At 58.8% G+C, this 14,473-nt stretch carries 15 protein-coding genes and 2 pseudogenes; 11 read left to right on the top strand and 6 right to left on the bottom strand.

The annotated features are described in order from the left end of the window. The first annotated feature begins 19 nt into the window (after positions 1–19). The 3 genes from QLG10_RS14885 to QLG10_RS14875 are packed head-to-tail and all read left to right on the top strand — an operon-like array spanning position 20 to position 1,987. Complete coding sequence (locus QLG10_RS14885) at positions 20–1,315, top strand: DUF1329 domain-containing protein (protein WP_110752315.1); 1,296 nt, start codon at positions 20–22, stop codon at positions 1,313–1,315. Continuing rightward, the gene (locus QLG10_RS14880; protein ID WP_110752317.1) at positions 1,315–1,701 is read left to right on the top strand and encodes a DUF202 domain-containing protein; all 387 of its coding nucleotides are present in this window, start codon (positions 1,315–1,317) and stop codon (positions 1,699–1,701) included. Before QLG10_RS14885 ends, QLG10_RS14880 begins: the two co-directional genes overlap by 1 nt. Continuing rightward, the gene (locus QLG10_RS14875) at positions 1,694–1,987 is read left to right on the top strand and encodes a DUF202 domain-containing protein (RefSeq protein ID WP_110752319.1); all 294 of its coding nucleotides are present in this window, start codon (positions 1,694–1,696) and stop codon (positions 1,985–1,987) included. Before QLG10_RS14880 ends, QLG10_RS14875 begins: the two co-directional genes overlap by 8 nt. A gap of 18 nt (positions 1,988–2,005) precedes the next feature. On the opposite strand, the pseudogene QLG10_RS14870 reads toward QLG10_RS14875, so the two are convergent. Next, a pseudogene (locus QLG10_RS14870) lies at positions 2,006–2,635 on the bottom strand (alkyl sulfatase C-terminal domain-containing protein); the annotation flags it as partial. Here QLG10_RS14870 and QLG10_RS14865 point away from each other — a divergent pair. Both QLG10_RS14865 and QLG10_RS14860 read left to right on the top strand, forming a co-directional pair. Then, a pseudogene (locus QLG10_RS14865) lies at positions 2,632–2,817 on the top strand (two-component sensor histidine kinase); the annotation flags it as partial. The pseudogenes QLG10_RS14870 and QLG10_RS14865 overlap by 4 nt on opposite strands. 369 nt (positions 2,818–3,186) lie before the next feature. Then, positions 3,187–4,641, top strand: a complete 1,455-nt coding sequence (locus tag QLG10_RS14860; RefSeq protein WP_282487615.1) for a TrkH family potassium uptake protein — start codon at positions 3,187–3,189, stop codon at positions 4,639–4,641. A 64-nt stretch (positions 4,642–4,705) separates the two neighbouring features. Here the strand turns inward: QLG10_RS14860 and QLG10_RS14855 are convergent, their stop codons facing one another. From QLG10_RS14855 to QLG10_RS14845, 3 genes are all read right to left on the bottom strand, one after another. Then, the gene (locus QLG10_RS14855) at positions 4,706–4,864 is read right to left on the bottom strand and encodes a hypothetical protein (RefSeq protein WP_282487614.1); all 159 of its coding nucleotides are present in this window, start codon (positions 4,862–4,864) and stop codon (positions 4,706–4,708) included. A gap of 102 nt (positions 4,865–4,966) precedes the next feature. Then, the gene (locus QLG10_RS14850; protein ID WP_282487613.1) at positions 4,967–6,085 is read right to left on the bottom strand and encodes a low temperature requirement protein A; all 1,119 of its coding nucleotides are present in this window, start codon (positions 6,083–6,085) and stop codon (positions 4,967–4,969) included. A gap of 75 nt (positions 6,086–6,160) precedes the next feature. Then, positions 6,161–6,964, bottom strand: coding sequence for a lytic transglycosylase domain-containing protein (locus QLG10_RS14845; protein WP_110752378.1), 804 nt, complete (start codon positions 6,962–6,964; stop codon positions 6,161–6,163). Positions 6,965–7,338: 374 nt separating this feature from the next. Here QLG10_RS14845 and QLG10_RS14840 point away from each other — a divergent pair, with 374 nt between their 5' ends. The 6 genes from QLG10_RS14840 to QLG10_RS14815 all read left to right on the top strand — a co-directional run bounded on the left by QLG10_RS14840 (position 7,339) and on the right by QLG10_RS14815 (position 13,270). After that, a complete protein-coding gene (locus tag QLG10_RS14840) occupies positions 7,339–8,250 on the top strand; it encodes a TauD/TfdA family dioxygenase (RefSeq protein WP_033044872.1) in 912 nt (303 codons plus the stop codon). A gap of 33 nt (positions 8,251–8,283) precedes the next feature. Next, positions 8,284–9,396 (top strand): ABC transporter substrate-binding protein, encoded by a 1,113-nt coding sequence (locus QLG10_RS14835; RefSeq protein WP_282487612.1) that lies wholly within the window; start codon positions 8,284–8,286, stop codon positions 9,394–9,396. Between the two features lie 4 nt (positions 9,397–9,400). Continuing rightward, positions 9,401–10,306, top strand: a complete 906-nt coding sequence (locus QLG10_RS14830) for an ABC transporter permease (protein ID WP_282487611.1) — start codon at positions 9,401–9,403, stop codon at positions 10,304–10,306. After that, the gene (locus QLG10_RS14825; RefSeq protein WP_282487610.1) at positions 10,303–11,088 is read left to right on the top strand and encodes an ABC transporter permease; all 786 of its coding nucleotides are present in this window, start codon (positions 10,303–10,305) and stop codon (positions 11,086–11,088) included. Before QLG10_RS14830 ends, QLG10_RS14825 begins: the two co-directional genes overlap by 4 nt. Before the next feature lie 25 nt (positions 11,089–11,113). Then, a complete protein-coding gene (locus QLG10_RS14820; RefSeq protein WP_110752386.1) occupies positions 11,114–11,875 on the top strand; it encodes an ABC transporter ATP-binding protein in 762 nt (253 codons plus the stop codon). A 63-nt stretch (positions 11,876–11,938) separates the two neighbouring features. Then, positions 11,939–13,270 carry an LLM class flavin-dependent oxidoreductase gene (locus tag QLG10_RS14815; protein ID WP_179057125.1) on the top strand — a complete coding sequence of 444 codons (1,332 nt, stop codon included), beginning with the start codon at positions 11,939–11,941 and terminating at the stop codon, positions 13,268–13,270. A gap of 179 nt (positions 13,271–13,449) precedes the next feature. On the opposite strand, the gene QLG10_RS14810 is transcribed toward QLG10_RS14815, so the two are convergent. Next, positions 13,450–13,884 (bottom strand): VOC family protein, encoded by a 435-nt coding sequence (locus QLG10_RS14810; protein ID WP_282487609.1) that lies wholly within the window; start codon positions 13,882–13,884, stop codon positions 13,450–13,452. A 43-nt stretch (positions 13,885–13,927) separates the two neighbouring features. Next, positions 13,928–14,326: a hypothetical protein gene (locus tag QLG10_RS14805; RefSeq protein WP_282487608.1), complete on the bottom strand. Its 399-nt coding sequence runs from the start codon at positions 14,324–14,326 to the stop codon at positions 13,928–13,930. Positions 14,327–14,473 lie beyond the last annotated feature (147 nt).

Below are 14,473 nucleotides of genomic sequence, written 5' to 3'. Positions count from 1 at the left end.
CTGCTGTCTGCTGTTTGCAATGACGTGTGCCACCGGCGCGCTGGCCACGGGCCAATTGCCCCCGGATCTGACGCCCATAGGCGCAGAACGCGGTGCTTCCCCTGACGGGCGAATTCCGGCCTGGCAGGGCGGGCTCACTTCCGCTCAGCAGCGACTGGAACGCAACGGCACGCCGGTCGATCCTTATGCCGGGGAGCGCCCGCTGTACGAAATCACCGCGCAAAATTACCAACATTACGAGGGCCAACTGACGGCCGGGCAAATCGCTTTACTCAAGCGTTTTCCCCAGACGATGAAACTGCCGGTCTATCCCACCCATCGCAGTGTCCCGATCTCCGCGCCGCTCGCCGCTTCGGCCGCGCGCAATGCCGCACATGCGCAGTTGGCGGATCAGGGCAATGGGCTTCGCGGGTTTGCCGGGGCCGTCGCTTTCCCCGTGCCGCATAATGGTCTTGAAGTGATCTGGAACCATCTGACGCGTAACCGCAACGCCAGTTACAGCCTGGTCTCCGACAGTGTCACACCAGTGGGCAACGGCCGCTTCACCCTGATGAGCGCACGTCAGGAATTGGCCCGCCCGGACGGACTGCCGGGGGCGGGGGCCGACAATATTCTTTACTACTTCACCTATCGCATGACGGCGCCGTCGCGGCTCGCCGGCGATGCGATGGTGGTGCATGAAACACTCGACCAGGTCGCCGAGCCGCGCCTGTCCTGGATCTATAGTTCGAGCCAGCGTCGGGTCAGGCGAGCGCCCGGTATTGCCTACGACACCACCGGACCCGGAACGGGCGGGCTGCGCACCGCGGATAGTCGCGACATGTTCAATGGCGCGCCGGATCGTTATGACTGGCAGTTGGTGGGCAAGAAGTTGCTGCACGTGCCCTACAACAGCTATCGCCTGGCATCACCTGATCTGCGTTACAGCGAGTTGATCCGCCCGGGACACGTCGACCCCGTGCCTACCCGCTACGAACTGCACAGGGTGTGGGAGGTGATCGCGACCCTCAAACCCGGCGCCCATCACATTTACGGCAAGCGCCGTTATTACATCGACGAAGACACCTGGGCGATTCTCGAGGCCGACCTTTACGATCAACAGGGAACGCTTTGGCGTACCACGGGTGCGCACAGTTTTTATCACCCCGGTGGCGAGGCGGCGGTCAATGCCATGGAGGCAACCTATGACTTGAAGAGCGGTCGTTTTCACGTTTCGGGCCTGATCAATGAACAGCGCATGCCTTATGTCTTCAACCTGCCCACGAGCCTCTCGTATTTCTCGCCGGGCGCCTTGCGCAGCTTTGGAGTGCGCTGATGGCGATGCCGCCAAAGCGCCGTGGCTTGACTGACATTCTGCTTGGCCCGGGAGAGTCGCCCGATCCGCGATTCACACTGGCCAACGAGCGCACCTTTCTCGCCTGGATTCGCACGTCGCTGGCCTTGCTCGGAGGCGGGATCGCCATCGAGGCCCTCACGGCCCAGGTGTTCGAGGCGCGGTTGCGAATGGTCATGGCGGTCAGTCTGCTGATACTGAGCCTGATGGTCAGCGCGGGTGCGTGCGTACGCTGGCTGCGGGTCGAGCGTGCGCTGCGCCAGCGTCGAGCACTGCCTTTGCCGGCGCTGGCACCGTCACTGGCAATGGGCTGTGTAGTCGCCACGGTGTTGGTCAGCGGCGTGCTCTGGCGGCACTGGCATGGGTGATCCGGGGTTGCAGGCCGAGCGCACGGAACTGGCCTGGCGACGTACTCTCCTGGCGCTGATTGCCGTGGTGATGCTTGCCGGACGGTTGGGCGATCCGCTGCCCACGGGGATGGGGGTCGTCGCGGCGTTGATACTGCTTGCCAGGCAGGGGCGTCGGTATCGACAGGGGTTGGCTATGTTGCAGGTCGAACGCGCGGTTCCGGCACCCTGGACGATCTTCGCATTGGGTGCGGTGGTTTGCCTGCTAAGTGTCAGCGCGATGCTCGCGTTGTTGAGCGGCGCCTGAAGCGCCGCCCGCAGCCACTCAGGGCGTCACGATATTGAATCGTGCATCAGCGTCTTCAAGGCCACCCATGAAGCGTAGGAATTTCACCTTTTCACCCTTGATGGTGATATCGCCCACCGTCGCTTCTTTCAGGAAACCCGTCTGCTTCAGCGCGATCCGGTCCAGAGTGGACTTGCTCATGCTGATCTCGACGTCGGCCTGCTCATGCCGAGTCAGATCCCGATGGGTGAGCACGCCATTTCGCAGGGTCAGGGCGTAGTCCTGGTCGAGGTCGGTAAACCGCCAGTTGATAGTCAGGTCGCTGTCGCTGGCTTTGAGCGCATCTACGCGCCCCCCCAGATAGTCGAAGAACAGCGTCGGCGTCAGTGCGCGCACCATGTCATCGACATTGCCGCCGCTGCCGGTCGCCGCGGCCACACCGTCGCGCAGTTCCTGAGCGCCGCTGAGGTAGGCGTTGCGCCAAGTGGCGTTCTCGCTCTGGTAGCCCATCTGCTCCAGCGCATCGGCCTGCAAGTGGCGCGCCTCGCTGTTGTCCGGTTCGGCGAATACCAGGTGATTGGTCAGTTGCGCCACCCAGCGATAATCCCCCTCGCCGAAGGCCTTGCGCGCCTGGCTCAGCACCTTTTCGGCGCCACCCATGGCCGATATTGCAGCACCTGACTGAGCGTTTTGTGCGCGGTCACAGTGAGATCAGTGGTTCAGGACTGGGCTTGGCGATTGCCAAAACCATAGTGCAGGGGGTAAACGCCAGAATGAAAATGTTCTCCCCGGCAACAGGTCGACAAGATGGGTTCGAAGTCTGCGTCTGGTTACCGCTTGCTCCATCATAAGAGGCGGGGGGCTCGCCAACGATCGAAAAATACGCCTTCTCATGCATTTGAGGCCCGGAAACCGATAGGGTTGTCGCCAGCGAATGCAGATGTATTCAGACAAAAAAGGAGCAGGGCGCCAAGCACTGTTTTCATCTTCCTTGATGGGCCCGGCGTCAATTGGACGTGATCGTGTGCGCGGCAAACATGTCAGCGATCGTGTCGGCCTATGCAGTCATTTCCGAGGGGCATTGAATTGCCCAGCGTTCGCGCAAATGGCTGATGCCGATCAGCTAGACTCAGCTCCGCCGGGGAATTTTACGTAAATTTTACGGCTAGCCCTGTTGACTCAATTGATACTGTGCGGCGCTCATCAGCCAGGCGTTTTTTATGTCCATTGCAGTGCTGCGTCTTATCGGATTTATCCTGGGTATTTTTTTGATCACGCTGGCCGTAAGCATGGTGATTCCCATGTTTACACTGGTGGTTTATGACCGCAGTGATGATCTGTCGGCGTTTCTCTGGTCGAGCCTGATCACGTTCGTCTGTGGGCTGGCGCTGATTATTCGCGGGCGTCCAGAGGTTGCCCAACTTCGTCCACGAGACATGTACCTGTTGACCACGGCCAGTTGGGTTGTCGTCTGCGCCTTTGCGGCTTTGCCGATGGTGCTCATCCATCACATCAGCTATACCGATGCATTTTTTGAAACGATGTCCGGCATCACCACCACCGGCTCGACGATTTTGACGGGGCTGGATACCGCGTCACCAGGATTACTGATTTGGCGCTCGATGCTGCACTGGCTCGGCGGAATTGGTTTTATCGGCATGGCCGTGGCGATCTTGCCTTTGTTGCGAGTCGGCGGCATGCGTTTGTTCCAGACAGAATCTTCAGACTGGTCAGAGAAAGTCACACCACGCTCTCACGTCGCGGCGAAATATATCCTGGTGCTCTACCTGGGGCTGACCGGGGCGTCCGCACTGGCGCTATGGGTCGCGGGAATGACACCTTTCGAAGCGATCAATCATGCGATGTCATTTATTTCAACGGGCGGCTTCTCAACCTCGGATGCCTCCCTGGCGCACTGGCCTCAACCGGCTATTCATTGGGTATCCGTGGTCGTCATGATCGTAGGCAGCCTGCCTTTCACCTTGTATGTCGCCACGCTACGGGGCAACAAAAGTGCATTATTTAAAGACCATCAGGTGCGAGGGTTCATTGGATTTCTGGTGATTACCTGGCTGCTATTTGGTACGTGGTTGTGCATTAACAGCGACTACAGCTGGTGGGAAGCGTTTCGTATCGTGGCCGTCAATGTAACCTCGGTGGTCACGACCACGGGTTTAGCCCTCGGGGATTACACCTTGTGGGGCAGCTTTTCTGTCTTGCTGTTTTTCTATTTGACCTTCGTCGGCGGATGCTCCGGGTCTACGGCGGGAGGGCTTAAAATATTCCGCTTTCAGGTTGCCTCCTCCTTGCTGATGGGCAGCCTGAAACAACTGATTCATCCTCGTGCGGTGATTCGAAAAAAATACAACGGCCATCCCATTGACGAAGACATCGCACGTTCGCTGTTGACCTTTTCATTCTTTTTCACCATCACCATCGGTGGCATTGCCCTGGGATTGGCGCTGATCGGTCTTGATTGGACGACAGCCTTAAGCGGTGCTGCCACCGCAGTGTGCAACGTGGGTCCCGGCCTGGGGACGATCATCGGTCCAGCAGGCAACTTCTCGACCTTGCCGGATGCGGCAAAATGGCTGCTGACGGTCGGCATGCTCTTGGGAAGGCTGGAAATTCTGACGGTGCTGGTGCTGCTCACACCAGTCTTTTGGAGGTACTGATCAAGTCGATAACGACGGCCTGGCAGCCCGGGTTCAGAATCAAATCAGAGCCAACAACTTGGCGTTACTGGCTCATCAAGTACTTGGCAACGGCATCATGGGCCGGCAAGGAAGCCGCATCGTTAGCCACGTTGGCGGCGGCGGGATGGCTGGCGAACCGCGTTATCACGACCTCGGCCTTCGGCTCAACATACAGTGCCTGGCCATAGACTCCTCGGGCCATGAAGGCACGATGCTCATTATGGGTTTGCCACCACCTGTCGTGGTAGCTCCAGCCAGCCAAAGACCTGTCGTTCGCTCAGATTACGGAAGGTACCGGCCCAACCTATGGCCTGATAAACATTCCACGATATCTGAAATTCAGGAGAACATAACAGATCATGGTGGCTGTCAGGCCGACCAATATGTACTGGACGCGGGGCAGGAATATAACCAACCCACCCAAAGACAATACGATCAAGGTGTTTTGTATTATGTATTTCCTTATTTTGGGCACGGCTACGAAATAGCCATATTGCTTGCCCAGGAAAAACAAGGCCATGCCGATGATTGACATAATCTGGAAATCGCGTATCGCAATGTCATTCAGGATCGCATGCCTGATCAAATTGGCGAGGAGTGCTAGCCCCATAAACAGAAAAAGGTGCGAGTAGATCAGGGAGTGCCCACTCATACTGCTTTCTTTGTTGCTCAGCAGGTAAAAGCTTTCAAAATAGATCCACCAGATACTGCAAACCATGATAAATCCGGTGATTGCCGTCATTACGGTATAACGATCCCATTCAATGTTGGATAACCCTGCAGAAAGGCTAATGACTGACTCGCCCAATAAGATGAGGGTGAGCAAGCCCAGTCGTTCAACCAAGTGTTCTGTATGTGTTGGCAATGGCTTTAGGTTGCTTCCGACAATTACAGGCAAGAGAATGTCAAGAAAAATTCCAAGGTAAGCAACAAGGTAACGCATGGGTGGGTCAAAAAGAATGGATGAAAGACTAATAACTGCGCTGACTAGCAGGGCGAAGCCAAGCCTGGCGGAGAATTTGCCACGGTCATCGTGTTTTCTTCTGGACGATATGTACATAATGCTGATGATGACACGTATACCAAAATAACAGGCCATAACAAGCGGATAGTTTACTTCCGGTATTTTCTCAATCAGTGCAGAGAGCACAATGAGCAGCAACATCATAAACAATGTTGCCAGGCGGTGAGGGTTACTGTCTGTATCAAACCTGTTGGCGTAAATCGTGTGACTAGACCAGATCCACCATAATGGAACAAAAAGCAGTAAAAACGTCCATACTTGCTCAGGCTCAAAGTGCCCGTGATGAACATGACCGAGAATGTGCGTAACCTTGCCAATTGCCACAACAAAAATCAGGTCAAAAAACAACTCTAACCATGTGGCGTGTCGATTTTTGTCATAGTACTTCAAGGACTTCATTCGCTGCTGGCTCCGTGTGCACCTCTTTAATGTAGAAGGAAACTAACGGATAAGCGAACGGGTGGCCGGGAATAGCTAGCGATTGTTACGATAGCGTTCGGTCAAGGACTGCACGAGGGTGACGTAGGATTGCGTCTCGGCGTAGGGAGGCACCCCGTTGTGCTCGACCACGGACGCTTCGCCAGCGTTGTAACCGGCCAACGCCAGCATCTGGTTGCCGTTGAAACGCTTGAGCAGCCAGGCCAGGTAGCGCACGCCGCCACGAATGTTCTGCCGGGCGTCGAATGGATCGTCCACGGCGAAGCGCTCGGCGGTGGCGGGCATCAATTGCATCAGCCCCTGGGCGCCTGCTTCGGAAATGGCGTTGGGGCGAAACGCCGATTCGGCATGTATCACCGCGCGGACCAGCGCTCTGTCGACCCCATATTGACCCGAAGCGGCTTCGATTTCCCGCCGATAGGAACGGGTGTCCAGGCGCAGTGAGGCGACCTTGAAATCCTTCGGCGCCCTGCACAGATAGCAACCCTTGATGTAATAGACTTCAAGGACATCGACCCGCGCGGAAATGCCTACCGGGCGCCGGCTCACATATTGACGAACACCCTTGTGGAGGAAAGTGAAGACCCGAATCCGCATCGCGCCGGAGTCGTTGTCTTGCACAAGCCGTGGCAGGGCCATGGGCTTGGCGCCGGCAGCGCCAGCCATGCCATTCACGCGAGTGCAGCGGGCGCTGGCGATGGCTTGACTGGTGTAGCTGATGGCTCCATCCCCGGCTTGGCACTTGAACATGGCGCTGGCGCACAGTGGCGTGACCAGCAAGGCCAGCTCGATGCCGCCAATAAGGCTCTTGCGAGCCCATCGCCATGCCCTGGAATACATCACATCGCTCCGCGCCGCAGGCGCCGATCAGGGGCGCCTGACCCGAATGTTGCCTTTGGAGGGCCTGGGGTGACCCGCCTGCCGTCCTGACAGTTATACCCCTTGTAGCCGGCGTTGGGACTTGCGTTGACGTACGGGCTGGAACCAGCCCCTCAGCAACCCCACCAATGTAATTCCAAACACACCATCAACTTTATGTTGCTACTAAAAAGTTATTAGCTAATAACAAGAGGCTTATAGCTTTTATCTGGATTTAATAACGGGACAGGTATATCGGGCTTAATCTATCTTTAGAATAATTTGTGATTAGTCATCGCTGTTTTTATGACTTTATGATCTGTCCCACAACAACTCGTGAGACAGGAGGTAGCTCGATGACTATTCAAATCAAACCGGTCGCCGGTCGAATTGGGGCACAACTGGAAGGCGTGAAGTTGGGGGGAGGCATCAGCGCCGAGGCATTCGAATTCATTAATCAGGCACTGTTGAAATATAAAGTGCTGTTCTTTCGCGACCAACATCTGGATGACGCCGAGCACGAGGCTTTTTCCCGCCGCTTCGGCGATCAGGTCCCGCACCCGACCGTGCGTTCCGCTGAGCAAGGCGCTGCGATCCTGCATTTGGACGCCAAGGAAACCCGCGCCAATTCCTGGCACACCGATGTGACCTTCGTGGCCAACTACCCGAAGATTTCCATCTTGCGTGGTGTCGTAATTCCGCCCTTTGGCGGTGATACGGTATGGGCCAATACTGCAGCAGCCTATGCTGATTTACCCGACCCGTTAAAACAATTGGCCGATAATCTTCGCGCATTGCACACCAACGTGTATGACTACGCGGCGCCGCGTAATACCGACGAGTCGGGACTCAAGCGTTATCGTGAACAGTTCACTGCTGAAGTCTACGAAACCGAACATCCGTTAGTGCGAGTCCATCCGGAGTCGGGTGAAAGAAGTTTGTTGTTGGGGCACTTTGTTAAACAAATTCAAGGTGTCAGTAGCAACGACTCCAAACAACTGATTCGCCTGTTCCACGACCGTATCACCCATGTCGACAACACCGTTCGCTGGCGCTGGCAGGAGGGCGATGTGGTGATCTGGGACAACCGCGCCACCCAGCACATCGCGATCAACGATTACGGCGACGCCCCGCGCATCGTGCGCCGCACGACCATCGACGGTGATGTGCCGGTCGGGGTGGATGGTCGCTTGAGCCAGGCGCTCAAGCCGAGCCCCGAGGCGCGTTCGCCGAAAACCGAAGCCGACAAAAAACACCTCGCCGCCTGACGAGCGACTCTCATTGGTACAAGGAAGGCTGACATGAAGCTCAATGGCATTCGCCTGTTTAAAAAAGGCAGCATCGCTGCAGCGCTGGCTGCGGTTCTTGCGGTATCCGGGGCCGAGGCCGATGTCTTGCGCATCGGTGTCGCCACGGCCGGTGGCGGTGACCCGGTGACCTTCAGCGGCTCGCCTCTGGGCATCGTGCGCAATCAGCAATTGCTGGAAAAAGCCTTCGCCGGAACCGGGACCGAAGTGCAGTGGTTCTTCTTCAAGGGGGCAGGGCCGGCGGTCAACGAAGCCTTCTCCAACCAGCAACTGGACTTCGCCTACCAGGGCGATCTGCCTGCAGTCGTCGGGCGCTCCAACGGACTGGACACCAAGTTGCTGGCGGCGTTGGGTGTGCGCGCCAACCTCTACCTGGCGGTGCCCAAGGGCTCCCCCCTCAAGACCATCGAGGACCTCAAAGGCAAGAAGGTCGCGATCTTCCGCGGTACCAACGGTCATCTGGTGATGATCAATCTGCTGGCGGAGCACGGGCTGACCGAGCGCGATATCAAGGCCATCAACCTCGATACCGGCAGCTCTCAGGCCGCATTGATTTCCAATGGCGTGGATGCCGCATTCGGTGGGCGTGAGTTGTTCAAGCTGCGTGACAAGGGCCTGATCGACATCATTTACGACAATCCTCAGCAGGACGTGCGCTACACCCGGCAGACGGCGCTGGTGGTTCGCGGTGAATATGAAAAAGAGCATCCGGACAAGGTGCAAAAGGTCGTCGACACGCTGGTGGACGCGGCGAAGTGGACATCGGACGAGAGCCATCGCGATGACGTCTTCGCTGAATGGGCCAAGAGCAATGATCCCGCCGATTCACTGCGTGCCGACTTCACCGGGGTTCCTCTCAGGGACCGGGCCTCGCCTCTGGTCGACAATTTTCTGATCAGCCGCTATCAGGCCGTGGCGGATCAGGCCAAGGAAGAAAAACTCATCCGTCGCCCGGTCAGTATCGATGGCTGGTTCGAAAGCAGCTATCTGCAGAAAGCCCTCAAGGCCAAGGGACTGGAAAACTACTGGACGCCCTACGGCCCGGATGGCAAGCAACCGGCGGGTAACGCGGTAGCGGCCACCACGACCAGCAAGCAAGGGAGCTAGGGAAATGGCCAGGGCACAGACCGCAAGACTCGAGAAGTATGGGGCGCCGGCATTGCCGAGCGACAACGTCAAACGTCTTCCACCGTCGCCCGCTCGCCCGGTCCGCAAGGTCGAGGTACCGCGCACCTCAGCCTGGTCCGTGAACCTGGGTGACAAGGCCTTGCCCTGGCTGTTGCCGTTGCTGTTGCTGGGTTTGTGGTACCTGGGGGTGGAACGCGGCTGGCTTTCGGAGCAGGTGCTGCCACCGCCAGCCTACGTTTACCAGGCGCTGTCGGACCTGGTTGTCAGCGGGGATCTGTGGCTCAACGCAGCGGCCAGCCTGCAGCGGGTTGTCGTCGGGTTCAGCCTCGGCGCCTTGCTCGGAGTGGCGCTGGGCCTGGCCATGGGACTGTCCCGGACGCTGGAGGATTACCTGCTGCCGACTTTCAACGCACTGGTGCAAATTCCGGTATTGGGCTGGCTGCCGTTCGCCTTGTTGCTGTTCGGCATAGGCGAGACGCTCAAGTATGTGCTGATTGCCAAGGCCGCCCTGGTGCCAATCACCCTGTGTACCTTGCAGGCGTTCCGCCAGGCGCCCAAGGGCTTGTTGGAAGTCGGCCGGACCTACGGCTTCAGCCGTCGGCAAAGCGTCACCTCCATTGTCCTGCCGGCGGCAATCCCGACACTGTTTACCGGGTTCCGCCTGGGCTTCACCAAAGCCTGGCTATCGCTGGTGGTGGTCGAATTGGTGGCCTCGAGTGAAGGGCTGGGCTACCTGATCGTCTATGGGCGCCAGCTGTTTCAACTGGACCTGGTGATGGCGGCCGTCGTGATAGTGGGGGCGCTCGGCCTGCTGATCGATCGCAGTTTCGATTACGCGCAGAAACGCCTCGATCACGGTCGGCCAACGGTTGGAGGGCGCCAGTCATGAGTGCGACGTTGTCATCAGGTAGCGGTAGCCACCGGTATCGCGGTTGGGTCTTGCCAATCTCGGTGATTGCCCTGTGGTGGTTGGTTTCGAACCAGGGCTGGAGTGAATCGGGGCTGTTCGTTTCGCCGGAAAAAGTCGCGGCGACAGCCTGGGATCAAATCACCTCGGACAAATTCTGGCGGGCGATTTCGGCGAGCCTTGCGCGCAACCTCAGTGGCTTTTTCATCGGCACCGCGCTGGGCCTGGTACTGGGTTGCCTGCTGGGTCTTTCGCGGCATGTCGAACGCTTGGTGGGGCCAAGCTTCAACACCTTCAAGCAAATCTCCCTGTTCGCCTGGATCCCGCTGATCTCGGTGTGGTTCGGCCTGGGCGATGTGGCCAAGGTGGTGTTCCTGTCACTGGCCGCACTGGTGCCGGTGGTGGTCAACACGTGCGACGGGCTGCGCAACGTCCCGCCCAACTTGTTGGAAGTGGCGCGGGTGTACGGCTTCACCCGTTGGCAAACCATTATCGGGGTGATGCTGCCTGCTGCCTTGCCGTCGATTTTCACCGGGCTCTACCTGGCGCTGGTCTACAGCTGGCTGGCAACCATCGGCGCCGAATACCTGCTGGTATCGGGGGAGGGGATCGGCAACACGCTGATCGATGGCAGCGAGCATTTCATGATGGACCTGGTGCTGTTTGGAATGGTGGTTATCGGCCTGGTGGGATGGGGCCTCAACGCCCTGGCCCGGACACTTGAGCGGCGGATGCAGCGCCTGTATGGCATCACGACTAACTGATTGCCACATTGAAAAGGATCGCAACATGAGCAACGGCCTGACCCTGGAACACATCAGCAAGCGGTTCATCTCCAAACCTGGCAGTTCGACGCAATTGCAGGTGCTCGACAACATTCACCTCGACATCGCCCCTGGCGAATTCATCAGCATCGTCGGCGCCAGCGGTTGTGGCAAATCCACGCTGCTGCGGCTGATCCTCGGCCTGGACGAGGAATTCGACGGGCGCATCCTGCTCGATGGCACACCCATCAAGGGCACGGGCCTGGAACGCGGCATCGTGTTTCAGGACCACCGATTGTTTCCTTGGCTCAACGTCGAGCAGAACGTCGCCGTGGGCCTCAAGAATTCACCCCTGAGTGCCGGGCAGAAGCGCGACACCGTGCGCGAGCACATCGAACTGGTCGGCCTGCAAGACTTCATCGAGTCCTACCCGCATCAGATTTCCGGCGGCATGGCCCAGCGCGTGGCCATCGCCCGCGGCTTGGTCAATCGTCCGAGCGTGCTGCTGCTGGATGAACCACTGGGTGCCCTCGACGCCTTGACCCGCGCTCGGTTGCAGGGCGAGCTGCAGAACATCTGGGCCAAGGAAAAAATCACCATGATCCTGGTCACCCACGATGTGGACGAGGCGGTATTCCTCGGCGACCGGGTGGTCGTGATGCAGCCCAACCCGGGGCGCATCCGGCGCATCGTCGACGTCGCTCTGCCGCGTCCACGCAATCGCAGTGACAGCCGTTTCATCGCCCTGCGCGATGACGTGTTGAGCGACTTTGCGGAGTTGCATTGAGTCGCGTGTTGTCCTGTTTTTTCAGATTCATCTACTCAGGCTTTTCATAGTAGGAAAAAGGAAATGTCCGAACGTCAGCTCAGCCTCAACCTCTTCATCTACCCCAATGGTCATCACGAAGCCGCCTGGCGTCACCCACAGTCGGTGCCGGAAGCGTCCATGGACATCGCTCACTACCAACAGCTTGCACTGAGGGCGGAACGGGAAAAGCTCGATGCGATCTTCTTTGCCGATTCGCCATCCCTGGCCGAAAGCGATCGCGAAGGTGTGCGCATACGTTTCGAACCAGTGACCTGGCTGGCGGCCATCGCGGCGGTGACCCAACGCATCGGCCTGATCGCCACGGCCAGCACCACCTACAGCGAGCCTTACAACCTGGCGCGTTCGTTCAGTGCGCTGGACCACCTGAGCAAGGGCCGCGCCGGCTGGAACATTGTTACCACGTCCCTGGCGGCCGCCGCCGCCAATTTCGGCCTGGACCAGCATCCGTCGGCCCATGACCGCTATGCCAAGGCCGAAGAATTCGTGCAGGTGGTGGGTGACCTGTGGGACAGCTGGGAGGACGATGCGCTGGTGCTGGACAAGGCCACCGGGGTATTCGCCAACGGTGCGAAAGTGCACTCGATCAACCACGTGGGGACGCACTACCAGGTCAAGGGCCCATTTAACTCACCACGCTCTCCGCAAGGACGGCCGGTGCAAGTGCAGGCCGGCTCGTCCGAGGATGGCCGTGATTTCGCATCAAGGCATGCCGAAGCGATCTTCACCGCGCACCAGACCCTGCAAAGCGCGACCGAATTCGCCAACGATATCCGCGCGCGGGCGAGGGCAGTGGGGCGCGACCCGCGCCAGCTGAAAATTCTCCCGGGTATCAGCCCCTACATCGGCAGCACCGAAGCGGAAGCCCGGCGCAAGTTCGATGAACTCAACGACCTGGTACTGCCGCACGTTGCCCTGGGCCAGCTGCGCCGATTGCTGGGTGTCGACCTGTCCGGTCAGGATCTGGATGCGCCTTTCCCTCGTCATTTGGTCAATTTTGAAGGCAGTGAGAGCCAGGCCAGTCGCTTCAAGCTGGTCATCGATATAGTCGACCGCGAGCAACCGACCTTGCGCCAACTGATCAACCGCCTGGCCGGTGCTCGCGGGCATTGGGTGCCGGTGGGCACGCCGGTGCAAATCGCCGACCTGATCGAACAGTGGTTCCGCAGCGGCGCCGCCGATGGTTTCAACGTGATGCCGCCGGCATTTCCCGAGGGCTTTGAAGTGTTTCTCGATGAAGTGTTGCCGATCCTGCGCAAGCGCAGGCTGTTTCGCGAGGACTATACGGGTACCACGCTACGCGAGCATTACGGTCTGAGTCGCCCGGTTTCGCGGTTTGCGTTGAAGTCTGCCTGAGGGCGCGCAGCGATCGGGGGATTGTCTGGATGTCCGCGTTGTGATCGTTCCCACGCAGAGCATGGGAACGATCACAACGCGGACAGGCCGCCACGCTCTGCTTTTGATCGCGAGACCCCATTAACCACGATTGCCGAACGCAGGCATTGTGCAGTGGTCTGATAAAACCGCACACGCATTTAGCCGAGTTGCTCCGCAAGCCCGACGATGATGCCCTCAGGCCCGCGAACATAGGCGAGCCGGTACGATGTTTCGTACTGCATCTGGCCAATCAATTCGGCGCCATGGGCCTGCATTCGTGCCACGAGCGCATCGATGTCATCGACGGCAAACATGATGCGACGAAGACCCAGGGCGTTCATTGGCGTGTCCACGGGGCCGTACCGCACGGCGTCCGGGGTGTGGAACTTGTCCAGTTCAATGCCCTGTCCGTCGGGGGTGCGCAGCATCGCGAGGGTGGCTCGCACGTTGGCCAGCCCAATGAGGCTGCCGACAGCAGCCCCTTCAACGGTGGTTTGGCCTTCGAGCGTGAGACCCAACGCGATAAAGAATGCCTTCACCGCTTCGAGATCGTCGACAACGATCAGGACGTTGTCCATGCGCTTGATGGTCATGTCCTTCGCTCCCTGTTGTTAAACGAAGTCGCGTAGCCTGGCGCTAGCGACGATAGTAGCGGCGATCGTCGTCGTAGCGGTACCGTGCGTCCCGGTCGCGGTGGCGCTCCCAGTAGCGGTGGCGTTCAGCTTCCCGGCGGGCTTGCTCTCTGCGCCACTGGGCTCTGCGCCATTCGTCTCGACGCCATTCGTCCCGGCGATCGTGCCAACGACCGTCGTGCCAGTATCGATCGTCATGGGCAAGCAACGGCCCTGACTGCTTGGTGGCCGTACTGGCCAAGGTCGGCCAGGGGTTGTCGGCGGCCCGCACGGGCGCCTGGACGGCTATGGCTGGGGGGGCGGAAACAGGGGTTGAAGTCTTCATCTGTGTTGCTGATGCCGAGCTCATTGCCGCGAACGCGAACAGGCCGAGGAGCACCATCCGTGGGACATGGAATTTCATGAGCGAAGACAACCTCTGATTGGCAATTGGACGTGTGGCCATCTGGCTGCGCGAAGCCTGCGGGTTCGCGCCTACCGAGCGGATGAGCCTATCCAAATAGACCGACAATCAAGGAAAAGTTCTAGGCAGGCGTTGCAATTAGTGCAA

The organism is Pseudomonas sp. V98_8 (assembly GCF_029967975.1).
Taxonomy (GTDB): domain Bacteria; phylum Pseudomonadota; class Gammaproteobacteria; order Pseudomonadales; family Pseudomonadaceae; genus Aquipseudomonas; species Aquipseudomonas umsongensis.
The sequence above is the reverse complement of the archived record's forward strand: the minus strand, read 5'-3'. Positions and strand labels throughout refer to the sequence as shown.